The organism is Perlabentimonas gracilis (assembly GCF_011174675.1).
GTDB classification, from domain to species: Bacteria; Bacteroidota; Bacteroidia; order Bacteroidales; family Tenuifilaceae; genus Perlabentimonas; species Perlabentimonas gracilis.
Map to the genome: position 1 here is coordinate 32,592 of NZ_JAANIG010000019.1, position 15,286 is coordinate 47,877.

12 protein-coding genes are annotated in these 15,286 nt (G+C 44.7%); 5 read left to right on the forward strand and 7 right to left on the reverse strand.

The window, feature by feature from the left end:
- The first annotated feature begins 7 nt into the window (after window positions 1-7).
- The 3 genes from G8O23_RS09745 (at window position 8) to G8O23_RS09755 (ending at window position 2,189) form a co-directional block, all read left to right on the forward strand.
- Window positions 8-361 carry an MmcQ/YjbR family DNA-binding protein gene (locus tag G8O23_RS09745; protein WP_166364249.1) on the forward strand — a complete coding sequence of 118 codons (354 nt, stop codon included), beginning with the start codon at window positions 8-10 and terminating at the stop codon, window positions 359-361.
- A 67-nt stretch (window positions 362-428) separates the two neighbouring features.
- A complete protein-coding gene (locus G8O23_RS09750) occupies window positions 429-1,268 on the forward strand; it encodes a hypothetical protein (protein WP_166364251.1) in 840 nt (279 codons plus the stop codon).
- A gap of 126 nt (window positions 1,269-1,394) precedes the next feature.
- A complete protein-coding gene (locus G8O23_RS09755; RefSeq protein ID WP_166364253.1) occupies window positions 1,395-2,189 on the forward strand; it encodes an energy transducer TonB in 795 nt (264 codons plus the stop codon).
- A gap of 5 nt (window positions 2,190-2,194) precedes the next feature.
- Here the strand turns inward: G8O23_RS09755 and G8O23_RS09760 are convergent, their stop codons facing one another.
- From G8O23_RS09760 to ileS, 7 genes are all read right to left on the reverse strand, one after another.
- A complete protein-coding gene (locus G8O23_RS09760; RefSeq protein WP_166364255.1) occupies window positions 2,195-3,412 on the reverse strand; it encodes an alanine dehydrogenase in 1,218 nt (405 codons plus the stop codon).
- 144 nt (window positions 3,413-3,556) lie between these two features.
- Window positions 3,557-6,124, reverse strand: a complete 2,568-nt coding sequence (locus tag G8O23_RS09765; protein ID WP_166364257.1) for an ATP-binding protein — start codon at window positions 6,122-6,124, stop codon at window positions 3,557-3,559.
- 213 nt (window positions 6,125-6,337) lie between these two features.
- Window positions 6,338-8,839: a tetratricopeptide repeat protein gene (locus G8O23_RS09770; RefSeq protein WP_166364259.1), complete on the reverse strand. Its 2,502-nt coding sequence runs from the start codon at window positions 8,837-8,839 to the stop codon at window positions 6,338-6,340.
- Window positions 8,840-8,942: 103 nt separating this feature from the next.
- Complete coding sequence (locus G8O23_RS09775; protein ID WP_166364261.1) at window positions 8,943-9,623, reverse strand: 2-C-methyl-D-erythritol 4-phosphate cytidylyltransferase; 681 nt, start codon at window positions 9,621-9,623, stop codon at window positions 8,943-8,945.
- Window positions 9,613-10,254 (reverse strand): lipoprotein signal peptidase, encoded by a 642-nt coding sequence (locus tag G8O23_RS09780; RefSeq protein WP_317169003.1) that lies wholly within the window; start codon window positions 10,252-10,254, stop codon window positions 9,613-9,615. Before G8O23_RS09780 ends, G8O23_RS09775 begins: the two co-directional genes overlap by 11 nt.
- 76 nt (window positions 10,255-10,330) lie before the next feature.
- Window positions 10,331-10,708, reverse strand: a complete 378-nt coding sequence (locus tag G8O23_RS09785) for a TraR/DksA family transcriptional regulator (protein WP_166364264.1) — start codon at window positions 10,706-10,708, stop codon at window positions 10,331-10,333.
- A 48-nt stretch (window positions 10,709-10,756) separates the two neighbouring features.
- Window positions 10,757-14,194 (reverse strand): isoleucine--tRNA ligase, encoded by a 3,438-nt coding sequence (ileS, locus tag G8O23_RS09790; protein ID WP_166364266.1) that lies wholly within the window; start codon window positions 14,192-14,194, stop codon window positions 10,757-10,759.
- A gap of 191 nt (window positions 14,195-14,385) precedes the next feature.
- Here ileS and G8O23_RS09795 point away from each other — a divergent pair, with 191 nt between their 5' ends.
- Both G8O23_RS09795 and G8O23_RS09800 read left to right on the forward strand, forming a co-directional pair.
- Window positions 14,386-14,775 (forward strand): VanZ family protein, encoded by a 390-nt coding sequence (locus tag G8O23_RS09795; RefSeq protein ID WP_166364268.1) that lies wholly within the window; start codon window positions 14,386-14,388, stop codon window positions 14,773-14,775.
- A 72-nt stretch (window positions 14,776-14,847) separates the two neighbouring features.
- Window positions 14,848-15,153, forward strand: coding sequence for a hypothetical protein (locus G8O23_RS09800; RefSeq protein ID WP_166364270.1), 306 nt, complete (start codon window positions 14,848-14,850; stop codon window positions 15,151-15,153).
- The last annotated feature ends 133 nt before the right edge of the window (window positions 15,154-15,286 follow it).

The following is a 15,286-nucleotide window of genomic DNA, read 5'->3' on the forward strand; positions in this document are numbered from 1 at the left end:
ACACCATATGAATGTTGAAGAGATTCGCAACTATTGCATTTCACTAAAGGGTGCAACCGAAAGTTTTCCTTTCGACGATGTAACGCTTGTTTTTAAGGTGGGCGGCAAAATGTTTGCCCTGCTAAGCCTTGACGACCCCTTGGCCATTGGGCTCAAATGCGACCCCGATTTGGCCATTGAGCTAAGGGAGCATTACCCCTGCGTTACCGCAGGCTACCATATGAACAAAAAGCATTGGAACACCGTGCTAATTGACGGCTCGGTTAAGCCAAGTACAATACAAGGCTGGATAGACGATTCCTACAAGCTAATTCTTGAGTCTCTTCCAAAAATCAAGCGGAATGCTATTCTTAATCAGTAAGATTTAATACTTTTGGTACAAGAGTTGTATGTTAACGTTGAAATTTGAAATCCAAATCCATAAGAATATGAAACCTATAAACTTAGCATTCGCGTTGTTAGCACTCCTAGCGTTCAGCTCGCAAGCACAGGAGGCTTACCACATTACAAGGGTAAGTGGAGAGATTACCATTCTTAGCTCAGGCAAGGAAGTGGTTGCTGGAGACATACTTGCCCCCGATGAATTTCTGCTGTTCGAAAGCCTTGAGAGCTACGCCATTGCCATTAACGATGAGATGGGACGGTTCCAAATCAAGATTCACGATAACCTTATTGATGGCGATCCACAGATGCTAACCTCAACCGTGAAGGATGCCGCTGTACCCACTAAAATGCGCAACCTTATGCTTGCCCGTTTCGATCCTGGACAGCAAGAGATATCAGACCTTAGGCAGTACTTCGGAAACGATAAGTTTTCGGTTATAGGCGATGCCGTGAATGTGCCGCTTAACAATCAGAAGTACCCACTATCCGACGATAAATTCATCGTTTTTTACTACCGTGTAGATGATAAGCCAGTTTCGAAAAAGGTTGGCCATGACCAGCATACCCTAATCCTCGAAAGGGACAAGCTTTTCACCAGTAGTGCCGGATCCATTGATGGTAACGAAATTTCTAACCTTGCTGTTTACGAATACGAAAACACCACTAAGCGTGGAAACGAGATTACCCGCTTTACCCTCGTTTTTGTCGATAAGGACGAGTTGCTAAAAGAGTTCCACACCATAATTCCAATCCTCAAGCGACAGCGAATGGGCAACGACGAGATTAAAAAATATCTGATTGAGTACTACTACGATTTTTACGGAGCAACCGACTCTAAAACTATCGATACCTTCACCGAGCAGATTGTTAAGAGCTACGAATAGCACACCAAATGGTTGATATTAGCCCCGTAAATGCGGGGCTTTTTTTTCGCTTTAACCCATCGATGTTTCGAAATGCTAATGGAATTACCCTAAGGTTTAGTATTTTTGCAACCTATTGCAAAACAAATGAAAAGCTTCTCGGACAAGTTTTCTCGTTTCGAAGTGTGGCTCGATGTGATTGCCCATCGATTTTTTAATTTTTGGGAAAGGCACAAAGTCGGGATTCTTGGTACCGTAGCTTTAAACCTATTGCTAACCATACTTTTTTTTGTATTCGAACTCAAAAGCCGCCCTTACCTGCACGATACGATGGTATTGGTTGATTTTGAAAGGGAGTATGAAATTGCTCCCGAACATGAGCCCGACCCAAACCAACCCCTCCTACCCGACGATGCCCTTGATCCAATGCAAGAATATGAGGCCATTAGAAACATTGCTGTAGATGCCACCAAGGAAGACCTAAACCCAGGATTAGTCGACGAAAAAAACATAAATGCCGATGAGCTGTACCAAGAGGCGCAGCGCATAAGGGAACAGATGGAGCAAAACCGACAACTCTGGGAGGAGTCGCAGTCCGAAGAGGCTATCAATATCCCAAATGTAGAGGATAAAAACATAACTACCGATGAGGGGCAATTCAAAGGCCCATCGGTTATAAGCTACTTTTTGGAGAATAGAAGAGCTTTGCGTTTACCTGTACCTTCGTATAAGTGTGAGAATGGGGGTAAAGTTGTTGTTGATATTGAGGTGCAGCGCGACGGGACTGTATCGAGAGCCAGTATCGACCAAGCAAATTCAGTTCTCGACGATTGTATGAATCAAGCTGCCATTGAGGCTGCGCGCCGAAGCGTTTTCACCGTGTCGAGTGGGGCACCACATCGTCAGGGCGGGAGCATCACCTATCTATTCGTTGCGCAGTAGTTCAACTAAAATGCTGCCATTAGCAAGTTAATATCCCTAGCAGGGATATTGTAAAGCCCCCCAAGGTAACTGTTAGTAAGTATCCCATTGTATATGTATACTCCGTGCCGTAGGCCAGAGTCTTCCTTCAGGTGCTGCTTAATACCTCCCGTATCGGCAATATCAGAAAGTAGGGGGGTAAATACGTTGCTCAAGGCAATGGAGGAGGTACGTGCTACCCGGGCAGTAATATTTGGTACGCAGTAGTGTATAACGCCGTGCTTTACAAATGCAGGATCAGTATGTCGCCTAACTTCAGAAGTCTCAAAACACCCACCCTTATCAATGCTTAAATCGACGATTACAGAACCTTTCTTCATAAGTTTCACCTGATCCTCAGTAATCATTAGCCTACCCTTGGTTTCCTCGGGAATAATGGCCCCAATAACAACATCAGCTGTTTTAAGCACACGCTCAAGCACCTGCCTATGAAATATGGATGTGTACAGTCGTTGTCCCAATATATCCTGCAGCTCCATTAGTCGCTTCACCGAATCATCAAAAATCTTCACATTTGCACCAAGCCCCAGTGCTGCCCTGGCGGCAAACTCACCAGCTGTTCCGGCTCCCAGAATGACCACCTCTGTGGGCGTAATTCCCGACACACCACCCAGCATTACGCCTTTACCCTCATTTACATTGCTTAGGTACTCGGCTGCCACGAGTATTGATGTGCTGCCTGCAATTGAACTCATAGCCCTAACCACAGGGTAGGCTCCATCATCGTCGCGTATACTCTCAAAGGCGATAGCTGTGGTTTTCTTTTTCATCAAACCCTTAATCTGTTGCCCAGCTTCTGGGGTAAGGTGTAGCGACGACATCACCACCTGATTCTCGGTAAGCATATCGATCTCAGCGTGAAGAAGAGGTGATATCTTAAGTATGATCTGGGCTTTAAATACCTCCTGACTTGTTTTTACAATCTGGGCGCCTTTCTCGCTGTAGTCATGATCGGTGTAGTTGGCCAATTTGCCGGCCTCAGACTCGATTATAATCTCATGCCCCCAGTTCACAAGCAGCTCAACGGCCTCGGGGGTTAGGGGTATTCTACTTTCGGTTTCGTCACTCTCCTTGGGAATTCCAATTACAAGCTTCTTGTTCTGTCTGCTTACCTCGAGCATCTCCTCCTGGGGTAGCAAGCCTCTAACAAATGAAAATTCTTTTGATGAGGATAAACGGGTCATGGGGTGTTTAGGTTAGGTTAACGGCTATTTTTACGCAAAAGATACGCAAAAGTTTTAAACCGTTGGTTGCCCTGCAGATATTTAATGCTTAGGGCGGCTGTAAACCTTAATAGAATTTTTTATGATAATACATCCCGCTATAGGCTATGTAGCCTTCTCCTTCATGCTATCAATATCGCGACGGAGTAGGGTTTGCACCTTCTTAACCTCCGATAGCACCTCATCAACTGTGGTATGTAACCACTGGTCGTCAATCTTAGTTGGATCGATGTTCTCTAGCTCTTCGAGCATTTGGCCCAACCCCTCAACCTTAAGCTGCCTAAAGGCCGACTTCATACGATGTGCAACCTCGCCAATGCCCTTCCAATTTTTTTGCTCAACAAACATTTTTAAATACTTGACGTTGGCCATAGAGTTGTCGATAAACGATTGCAGAATCTCACAGGTTGACTGATCATCGTCGCCAGAGAAGCGTCTGATTTCGGCAATGTTGTAACCCTCTGTTTTATCTACTGGGTGTGCTAATCTATTTTTCACGGTTGAAAGGCCAAGAATTGGGGCTATAGTATTGTATAGTGTAATCTCGTTAAAGGGTTTTGTTATGGCGCAATGAAAGCCAGCGTCGATATACTTATCCTGATTCCCAGATGTTGAATTTGCCGTTAAGGCAATTACGTTAGGCCGCTTACCCCTTCGAATGGTACCAATTTTTTTTACCATATCGAAACCACTCATCATAGGCATTTGAATATCGGTAAGGACTATGGATGGCGGATTCAATTTAATGTCGTTAATGGCATCGAATGGATTCCCGAAAACCTTGGGTGTAGTCCCCAGCGTTTTTAGCATCTCCTCAACCAACATTTGGCTAATGGGGTCATCGTCAACCACCACAATACTCAAGTCGCTTGGAAGTTGTGGTGTGTTCTGCGCAAGGGTATCGTTACTCTCCGTATGCTCGCCCTCAAAAATTCTGTAGGGCATTGATACGGTAAACGTTGAACCTTTCCCATATTCGCTTTGCACCTCCACCGTCCCCCCTTGCAGCTCGGTTAGCTTCCTAACAATGGCCAGCCCAAGCCCAGTGCCACCATACAAGCGAGTCGTACTTGAGTCCACTTGACTAAACTCATCGAATATGGTATCAATCTTATCACTCGGAATGCCAATTCCAGTATCGGCAACGCTGAAACGACAAATAGCAGTGGTGTTCGAACTTGTCTCCAGGGTAACACTAACTGAGACCCTTCCTGAGTTGGTAAATTTAATGGCGTTCCCTATCAGGTTAATAAGCACCTGCCTAAGCCTAAAGGCATCACCAATAACTAGCGCATCGTCATTTACTGGCGACACCTCGAGCTCAACTCCCTTTTCGTCGGCTTTTATGGCAAAGGTGTTGGCCACCTCGTTAGCAATAGCATAGGGGTTAAAAGGAGCTTTCTCGAATCGCAGATGTCCGCCCTCAATCTTGGACAGATCAAGAATATCGTTCACAATATCGAGCAGATGCTGTGATGAACTATTGAGTGAGTCTACAATAAACCTCTGCTTTCCCTCGAGTTTCTGTCCACGGAGCTGTTTCGACAGGCCAACAATTGCGCTAAGCGGTGTGCGGATTTCATGGTTCATATTGGCCAGAAACTCCTCCTTTACCCTAAGCAACTTCTCGGCATACTGCTTGGCGTTTAGCAACTGGTTACGGTAAAAATTGGCCTTTGACACATCGCGAAAAATAAGCGCCGTGAAAAGCACAAACATAATAAAAGCCATACCGCCTAATACCAATAGGAGCTGGGTGGAACTTTCAACGGCCAAATCTACATCTTCGGCCATTTTAAGGGAGTTCATCAGCTCTTCTCGCTCAAGCAAAGATACGATGGTTCGGATTTGATCCATAATCTCCTTATCGCTGCGTAGCAGCTCCAGCTCCTTCTCACCAATATTGTATAACGACATCTCCTGCTGAGTCTGTATCTCGGTTAGTATCTTTACCACTTCATTTAGGAGGCTATCGGAGGGCGACATGACAGATCGCTCCAGGGTGTCGATCTGCGTTTCCACCTCAACAATGAGCTTGGTGATGATGCTATCTGTGGGTTCGCGCTTTGAGAACCAGCTGAAGAATCGACTAAAGCCACTTTGAGAACTCTCCTCAGGCACCTTGCTTATAACTGAGTCGCGATGCGATGTGCGTGTGGTTGTAACACTGGTAATAACAGATGATTCCTGAATAGAGTCGAGATTAATCATCTCAACCTGTTCAAGTGCCTTTTGGTAAAACCTTGAGGTTTGATCGTCCTGCTTAAGCACCACCAGCTCGTTTAGCACCCTTTGCTTACGTCGTAAAAGATTCTGAATGAAGTTTATCTTCTCTGCCTGCACCGGGTCGTCAAAAGCTAGCGCCTGTAGCGAGTCTACCTTGCTATTGATGGTTCCCATGAACGAAAGGTAAATCGAAAGGTAGCTCTCGTTCTGAGTTAAGGTATAGGTTCGAATGTTGCTCTCGGCCTCATAGATATCTGCAATAATGGAGTTAAGCATTATAAGCTTTTGGCTGGGAGTGGATAGGGTATGCCTTGTTTCGGATAGCTCTACAAAAGCCTTGTAGGTTACAAAGAGTGCCGCTGCAGCAATACTGAGTATTACTACAAACCCCAAAAAGACTTTGGGTTTAATCCGCCCCGTCCTAACCTTATCTTTACTCTTTTTCATTCTGTTTAACCATTATCTACATATAGCCACAAAACTTTTTAATGGGCTAAAACTATGCTGTGCCAAATTTGTACCAATATATGAAGTATTATTGATATCGTAAACCAAATGGGCTAACGACAGGGATTTGGGAGGATGTTGGGCACACAAACGAGTTTAACCATGTGCAATAAAATCAACAATATGAGACTGTTTGCAATGGCCAGTGCCACATTATGCTAGTGTTGGCTTTTTAAGGTGGAATGCAACAATCCTTAAAAACTCATCGGGATCGATGGGCTTGGGCATATAGTCGTCGCACCCTACGCCAATACACTTCTCCCTATCGTAACTCATGGCATTAGCGGTTTGCGCTATAATGGACATGTGGGGATTAATGGATTTTATCCTTACGGTAGCCTCATACCCATCGATGAAAGGTAACCGCATATCCATCACAACCAAGTCGATATCCGATCGTATCTTAACGATTTCTATGGCATCCTCGCCGTTCTTTGCATGTAAAATCTTTGCCTCTGTGGGCCTTAGCAATGCTTCAATAAATTGGTAGCTTATCAGGTCGTCCTCAACCACAAGGATTACTCTACCCTTAAAGGAGATGTTTTGGACAGAAGATCGGGATACATAGGAGCTGTTCTCGCTTTTACCGGGGATAAAGGGAATAGTAAAGAAAAAGGTTGTGCCCAGATCGACCTCGGTTTCGAACCAAATTTTCCCGTTCAACAGCTTCACCAGACCCTGACAAATGGGGAGTCCAAGACCTGTTGTAGTGTACCCTTGAGCTAGCTCCTCATCGGTTCGGTTAAACCTTTTAAACACGATATCAACCTTTTCTGGAGGAATTCCAGGGCCTGTGTCGCGTACAAAAAACTTAATGGTATTATTTGGCTGTACGGTATAGCCATACTCTATTTCGCCGTGAACGGTAAACTTAAAGGCATTGTCAATAATATTGCTAACTACTTGTTCAATACGATTTGGGTCGGACACAATCATGCTTCGCGAATCGCTTAAGGATAGGCTCAACTTTAGCTCAATCCCTGGTTTCCTTTTGTCGTAATCGCTGGATGTAAAAACGTTATATATATCGTACATAAGCTGATTTAGGTTGAACGAGATGTTGTTTACCTGAACCTTTCCCGAATCGATAAGCGAGATATTAATTATATCATTAACTATTTGAAGTAGATTACGCCCTCTGCGGTTAATTAACCCTACATACTCATTACGTTCGCTTGATGTTAGTGAGTCGTCGGTAAGGAGCTTGGAGAACCCCAGTATACCATTAAGCGGGGTGCGAATTTCATGACTCATATTGGCCAGAAAGGCCGATTTCTGCTTGTCGCTTTCCTGAGCTTTCTTTAGGGTTTCGAGGAGGTCGTGGGTACGGGAGTCTACAATTGTTTCGAGGTGTGAGTTTATATGGTTTAGCTCCGTGTTTAAGGCCTCCAGCTCAGCACCTTTCCTCTTGTAGTTTCTTACAAACAGTAGCGATACAACTAGTAAGACAAAGAAAAGTATGGCAAAGAAGGCTATTGCATATTGTTTTATCATCGCTTTCTGCACCCTCAAACGCTCAATGGCAAGGTTCATTTCCAGCAAGTGCTTTTCTTGATTTACCCTGTCGCTTTCGTACACAAACGACAGCTCCGCTATTTGGTTGTTAACCACAGCGTTTTGCACCTCCTGATAGCGTTTTACATAATCGGCTAAGAGTTCTCTAGATTTTATATAATTACCTGTCCCAAGATAGTAATCGGACTGGAGCTTAAGGTTGTCGAGGGATAAGTTACTAGTTTCATCAGGATTAATAAGTTCCTTCGCCTTATCGATATACTCTTTGACGCGAGTATAGCTACCCAGTGAATTGTACACTTCGGCGATTGCATTATAGGTATCGGCAAGGCCATAGCTGTTCTTGGCTGCCGAATAGAAGCTTGCAGCTATCTTTAGTTTTTTTAACGCTAGATCGTTTCTTCCAGTTTTATAATAAACCTTTCCCAAACTATTGTAGGTAGTAGCCATATTAAGGGTATCGGCTATCTGGGATTTAAGGTCGAGCGTCTGTTTTAAAAACTCTACTGCACCAGAATAATCCTCCTGGTTAATAAGTACACGCCCTATGTTATTCAGAGAGAACGACTGCCCAACCACATCACCCATCTCCTTATACAGTTCGTAGCTACGCCTGTAGTTTGCTAGTGCTGCTTCGTACTGCTGGGTCGATCTAAAGCAAATGGCAATATTATTGAGTGTAGAGGCCAAAAGTAGCTTGTCACCAATCTCCTCCCGAACTTCAAGGGCCTTTTTGAAAGTTTCAATTGCCTTACCATGCTGATAAATACGAGTTAGCGAAATACCCTTTAGGTTTAACGCCCTGGAATACTCTAGTTTATTGCCAGACTGTAAGGTCTCGTCTATGGCTTTATCGTAGTAACTGATTGCCGAACGGAACTGGTTAATCCTTGAGTATCCTAATCCTACTTCGATGTATGCTTTCGCTTTCTGATCGCTCGATAGATTGGGAAGGGAATCGAGAAGCGCAGCAATAATTTCGACTCTTTGCTGGGGAGGAGTATTCTTATGCTGCTCAAGAATTGAGTCCAGCACCACATTATGGTTAATCTGCGCTAGGGTTACCGGTTGAAACCCTATGGAGAAAAATATGCTAAGGATAAATGCCAGCCGAGCCATACCAAAAGTGTATTGCCACAAAAATAGGGTTTTATTGGATATGGATATTAAAAAAACACTTTTTATGCCAAAGGTGACGTGAATGAGTGGCTAGACTACAGCGTGGGTTGGATTTATAAGAAAGTTACACGTCTCTACTCAACAATATAGCTTCGGCAATTGCAATGTCGGCAGGGGTAGTAATCTTGATGTTTTCCCTCTCACCTTCAATTATCCTAATCGACTCTCCCCCATGCTCAGCCACCGATGCATCGTCGGTAAAATTGGGGTTATAGGGGCTAGTGTAACATCTTTTGATAACGCTTAGATTGAATACCTGTGGGGTTTGTACCAGCCAGCAGTTCTCTCTACTTACCTGTTTACTATTGCTTTCACCTCCCATACGAACCGTTTCGACAGGTCTTACTGCAGGAATTGCATTGCCATAGCGCAGGGCTTCGTTGAAACATTTATCGAGCAGTGCCAAAGAAACCAATGGCCTCACACCATCATGTATTGCCACAAGCCCATCGCCCTTAATGGAGTTAAGCCCATTCTTAACCGACTGGTAGCGAGTATCGCCTCCAACAACAAGGGTGTGAGGGATTGTGAATGAGTGTTGCTTACACAAATTGTCCCATCTACTATGTTCTCTTTCGGGTAATACCAAGAATATTGATGGGCAAGGCGTAAGGTGCTGAAAAGCCTTAAGAGTATGCATTAGTATAGGCAGTCCATTTACACAAAGGAACTGTTTGGGAATTTCTGCTCCCATTCTCACGCCAGAACCCCCGGCTACTATAAGTGCATACCTACTACTCGGCATCTATTTCAATTACCTCGTCATGAAAAAGTCTCTTGCGCTGGAATAAAAGAAGATAAAAAACACCAATGGTAATGGCTGAGTCGGCCACATTAAACACTGGCCTGAAGAAGATAAACCGCTCTCCACCAACCCAAGGTACCCAGCTGGGCCAGATGGTATTAATTATTGGAAAGTAAAACATATCGACTACCCTACCATGCAGAAACGAGGCGTATCCACCGTCGGGGGGTAGAAAAGTTGCTGGGGTGGCGTACCCCGATTCACTGAAGATAAGACCATAAAAGGCGCTGTCGATAATATTACCTATTGCCCCAGCCATAATAAGTGCTATGCCAAGAACTAAACCTGCTGGCATTTTCTTTTTAATTAGCGATGCGATGTAGAAACCAATGAGAATAACAGCTACAATCCGAAATATACTAAGAGCCAACTTTCCGTACTCCCCCCAGAACTGAAGGCCAAAAGCCATTCCATAGTTCTCGGTGAAATGGATAAGGAACCAGTCTCCAATCACATTAAAACTTTGGCCTAGGCTCATGTTGAGCTTAATCCAAAATTTTGAGACCTGGTCAACAACAAGTATGCTGCTAATCAAAAAAACCACCTTTGCTTGTAACGATATCTTCATGATACCCATTCCATTAAAAACACAGAAAAGTGGCAAGTTGATTGCCACCTTTCACATTTATATCGTAAAATTGGACTCACTACCTCTGGTTATTCTTAGCCTCAATGCTAAGGGTAGCATGGGGTACAATGCGAAGCCTTTCCTTGTCAATCAGCTTACCGGTCTCCCGACAAACCCCATAGGTTTTATTCTCTATGCGCACCAAAGCGGCCTCCAAGTGCTGGATAAACTTAATTTGGCGTTGGGCTAATTTTCCTGCCTCTTCCTTTGAGAGGGTTGCAGCTCCCTCTTCAAGCACTTTAAAAGTGGGCGATGTATCCTGAGTATCGTTGCTCTCGCTCATGGTAATGGCACTCTTAAGGATATCGTAATCCTTACGGGCCTTATCGAGTTTTTGCAGAATTATCTCCTTAAATTCTGCCAACTCCTCATCGTTATACCTAGTTTTTTCTGCCATAACACAAAAATTTGCTAAATGTAGTAATAAACCGTTATATCACCAATACTACCCAATCTTTTCTACCTTGATTGATGTAAATAGATCGGTATCGAGCTCTACGCTCGATGCGCTTCCACAAGGCATTGCATCAACCATCAGAATATCAAGCGCTAGGGTTTGGCTTGCAATGTACTCCTTGTGGTTCTCAATGGCTTGTTCTATCAGTTCATGCTTCAATATACTTATTTTTACCTTATCGGTTACATCAAAACCGGCATCTTTACGTAGATTTTGAATTCGATTAATTAGCTCGCGGGCAATACCCTCCTGCTTAAGCTCCTCGGTAAGGGTTACATCGAGTGCCACGGTAAGCCTATCCTCGTTGGCCACAAGCCAACCGGGTATATCTTCAGAGATAATTTCTACGTCTTCCAGGGTTACTGCCTGATTTTCACCAGCCACCGTAATCTCGAACTTGCCATCACGCTCAATCTGGCTAATATCAGCCTGCGACATTCCCATGATGGCTGAAGAAACCTCTTTCATCGATTTTCCAAAGCGTGGCCCAAGGGTTTTAAAGTTGGGCTTTATCTTTTTCACCAGAACGCCAGTGGAATCATCGAGATACTCGAGCTCTTTAACGTTTACCTCCGCTAGGATTAAATTCTCAACACCCTGCAACTGCTTACGGAACTGCTCGTTAAGCACAGGAACCATCATCTTGCTAAGGGGCTGCCTTACCTTGATGTTCACCTTGCGCCTTAGGCCAAGCACCATCGACGAAAGGCTTTGTGCAATCTCCATCCTCTCTTCCAAATCCTTGTCAATTAGCTCTATTTGGGCTTTGGGGAATGTTGATAGATGTACACTATCCTCGCTGTAGCGCGATGTAACAACATTAAGATCTGAGAAAAGTTGATCGGAAAAGAATGGTACAATTGGAGCAGCCAGCATAGCCACTGTCTCCAAGCAGGTATATAGGGTTTGGTATGCTGCAATCTTATCGGTATCGTACTCGCCACCCCAAAAACGCTTGCGATTAAGCCTTACGTACCAGTTACTCAGGTTCTCAATCACAAAATCCTGAATTGCCCTGCCTGCACGGGTTGGCTCGTAGCTGTTGTACGCATCCTCCACCTCGGCAATTAGGGTGTTTAGCAGCGACATAATCCATCTGTCTATCTCTTGCCTCTGGGCAATGGGCACCTCTGGCTCGCTGTAGGTAAAGCCATCAACATTGGCATACAGCGAAAAGAAGGAGTATGTATTGTAGAGGGTTCCGAAGAATTTACGCTTCACCTCATCCACCCCATCGATATCGAACTTGAGGTTATCCCATGGCTGTGCATTGGTAATCATATACCAGCGCAGTGGGTCGGATCCGTACTTTTCAATCACCTCGAATGGGTCAACAGCATTACCCAAGCGTTTGCTCATCTTGTTCCCCTTCTTGTCGAGCACCAAACCGTTGGATATGATATTTTTGAACGCCACCGAGTCGAACAGCATAGTGGATATGGCATGCAAGGTAAAGAACCATCCACGGGTTTGGTCAACCCCTTCTGCAATAAAGTCGGAGGGAAACTCCTCGCCAAAGTTCTCTTTATTCTCAAACGGATAGTGAACTTGGGCATATGGCATTGCTCCCGAGTCGAACCAAACATCAATCAAATCGAGCTCACGGAACATCTTTTTCCCCGATGCAGATACCAGCACTATATCGTCGACAAATGGGCGGTGTAGGTCAAACTTCTCATAGTTTTCCATTGAGTTATCGCCGAGCTGGTACCCCTCAAGTGGATTGGTTGTCATAAAGCCAGCCTTTACCGATTTTTCGCACTCAGCCTTCAACTCCTCAACCGAACCGATGCAGATTAGCTCCTGACGGTCGTCGGTTGCCCAAATGGGGAGCGGTGTACCCCAATAGCGCGAGCGCGAGAGGTTCCAGTCCACCAAGTTCTCGAGCCACTTGCCAAATCGTCCGGTTCCTGTACTTGCGGGTTTCCAGTTGATGGTGTTGTTCAGCTCGAGCATTCGCTCCTTAACGGCAGTGGTTTTAATAAACCAGCTATCGAGCGGGTAGTAAAGTATTGGCTTATCTGTTCGCCAGCAGTGAGGATAGTTGTGCGTCTGCTTCTCGATTTTGAAAGCCCTTCCCTCCTTCTTAAGCCAAACGCTCAGATCCACATCGAGCGACGATCCATCAGCAGGAGGATTAGGGTTGTAGTCGTTCTTCACAAAGCATCCGGCAAATTCATTGTAGGCATCTATGTTTACGTAATTCTTAACGAATTCGGGATCTAGATCCTCGATGGAGTAGAATTTACCAGTCCGATCGACCATGGGCTCGGGGTTGTTCTGCTTATCGCGAAGGATAAGTGGCGAAATGCCTGCCACCTTGGCCACGCGGTCATCGTCGGCTCCAAAAGTAGGCGCGATGTGTACCACACCAGTACCGTCCTCGGTTGTAACGAAATCTCCAGCAATAATCCTGAAAGCATCACCTTCAGGCTTAACGAATGGGAATAGCTGCTCGTACTGAACGCCTACCAAATTGGTTCCAACGTACTCGGCTAAAACTTTGAATGGAATATTCTTGTCGCCGGGTTTGTAGTCATCAAAAGAGCGTTCAGCGTTCTCGGGTTTGAAGTATACGTTCTGCAGATCCTTAGCAAGGATAACGATTACGGGATCGCCTGTATATGGGTTAAAAGTTCCTATTTTAACGTACTTAATTTTAGGGCCAACGGCCAATGCTGTGTTCGAGGGCAGGGTCCAAGGTGTGGTAGTCCAAGCCAGAACAAAAAGATCGGAGGTGATATCGCCAAAGAGCGGCTCCGATTTCTTGTTGCGAACCACCTTGAACTGCGCCACAGCGGTTGTATCCTTCACATCGCGATAGCAACCGGGCTGGTTAAGCTCGTGGGTACTTAGCCCTGTGCCTGCAGCAGGCGAGAATGGCTGTATGGTTTTCCCTTTGTAAAGCAAACCCTTTTCGAATAGCTGCTTTAGTAGATACCATAACGTTTCGATGTATCGGTTATCGTATGTGATGTATGGGTCGTCCATATCGACCCAGTAGCCCATCTTTTGGGTAAGATCTTCCCACAGGTCGGTGTACTTCATCACCTCGCGCCTACAGGTTTGGTTGTACTCCTCAACGGAAATAGATTTTCCAATATCCTCCTTGGTAATACCAAGCAATTTCTCAACGCCAAGCTCTACAGGCAAGCCGTGTGTATCCCATCCAGCCTTACGATGCACCTGAAAGCCCTGCTGGGTCTTGTATCGGCAAAAGATATCCTTAATGGCTCTGGCCATTACGTGATGAATACCTGGAATACCATTGGCAGATGGAGGTCCCTCGTAAAAAACGTAGGCTGGGTGCCCCTCGCGAATGGTTAAGCTCTTACGAAATGTATCGTTCTCTTCCCAGGATTTAAGAACATCCTTGTTTACCTGCGATAAATCTAACCCTTTGTACTCTTTAAACTTGGCTTTCACTTGACTACTGTATTATTATTACAAATATGATAAACAAATAGTTACACTAAAATATGCGTTATTATTTACCTTTTATTAAAATCTCACAAAGATAGGTTACAACGTGATAAAAACAAACCGTATTAACCGAAAAGGAGTATTTTGGCTGTTCAAAAATTGTGTGGTAAATTGCATCCTTAATTTGTAAATCGATGAAAGCACTAAAATACTGGAGGTCTAGCGTTTGGACTGTAATAATAATTCTGGCGACAACATTGCCAAGCAGTAGTATTCCCAAAAGCTCCCTGCTTCAAATTCCACACTTCGACAAGCTGGTCCATTTTGTGCTATTTTTTGTACTGGCCCTATTCATCCTGTCGGAACGAAACTCGCTTAGGCAGCAAGGGAAACTAGCTAACAGGGCGATAACTTTTGCTTTAAGCATATCGATTGCATACGGATTAATAATTGAGCTGCTGCAGTATTTTCTGCTACCGACTCGCAGTGGTAGCCTATACGATTTTATGGCCAATGTGCTGGGTGCCATAATGGCTGTGGTTTTATACCGACTGGCTAATAGAATAACAGCTGGTTGGATATAGATATCATTTGACCTGAATAGCGAAAGCGTTTTATTGCTAATTTTACTATTCATTTCTATTTTGATTAATTGAGTGCACAGACTATTAGCCGCCATAGCATTTTCCCTAATTGCCTCGTTAGGCCAAGCCAACGAAAGGGATAGCACTGCCAGCAATTGGAAGGAAACCATTAGCTACCGAATTGAAAAGCTGGGCAAGGGCCTAAACCCAAAACTTTCGGGTAATAACCAGTACCAAGTTGCAGAAAAAAAACTGAGCAAGCCATTTGCTGTAAGGGTTACCGATAGTCTTGGTGAACCCATAGCCAATGTTAGGGTGTTCTTTGAAATTATTCAAGTTCCCGATGATGCTGAAGAGTTCGCTATAGAGCCGCTCTAATCGCGCACCGATAGCCTGGGCGAAGCCCATTGCTGGCTAACTCTTGGGAGCAAGCCGGGCGAATATCAGGTAGCCGCTAAAATTAAAACCGAAAACCTTGAATCGTTTGTAATATTTACAGCACACGCCCCTA

Excerpts from the sequence above, each read along its gene's own strand:
- G8O23_RS09745 (WP_166364249.1), top strand. The coding sequence starts at position 8 with ATGAATGTTGAAGAGATTCGCAACTATTGCATTTCACTAAAGGGTGCA.
- G8O23_RS09750 (WP_166364251.1), top strand. The coding sequence starts at position 429 with ATGAAACCTATAAACTTAGCATTCGCGTTGTTAGCACTCCTAGCGTTC.
- G8O23_RS09755 (WP_166364253.1), top strand. The coding sequence starts at position 1,395 with ATGAAAAGCTTCTCGGACAAGTTTTCTCGTTTCGAAGTGTGGCTCGAT.
- G8O23_RS09760 (WP_166364255.1), bottom strand. The coding sequence starts at position 3,412 with ATGACCCGTTTATCCTCATCAAAAGAATTTTCATTTGTTAGAGGCTTG.
- G8O23_RS09765 (WP_166364257.1), bottom strand. The coding sequence starts at position 6,124 with ATGAAAAAGAGTAAAGATAAGGTTAGGACGGGGCGGATTAAACCCAAA.
- G8O23_RS09775 (WP_166364261.1), bottom strand. The coding sequence starts at position 9,623 with ATGCCGAGTAGTAGGTATGCACTTATAGTAGCCGGGGGTTCTGGCGTG.
- G8O23_RS09785 (WP_166364264.1), bottom strand. The coding sequence starts at position 10,708 with ATGGCAGAAAAAACTAGGTATAACGATGAGGAGTTGGCAGAATTTAAG.
- G8O23_RS09795 (WP_166364268.1), top strand. The coding sequence starts at position 14,386 with ATGAAAGCACTAAAATACTGGAGGTCTAGCGTTTGGACTGTAATAATA.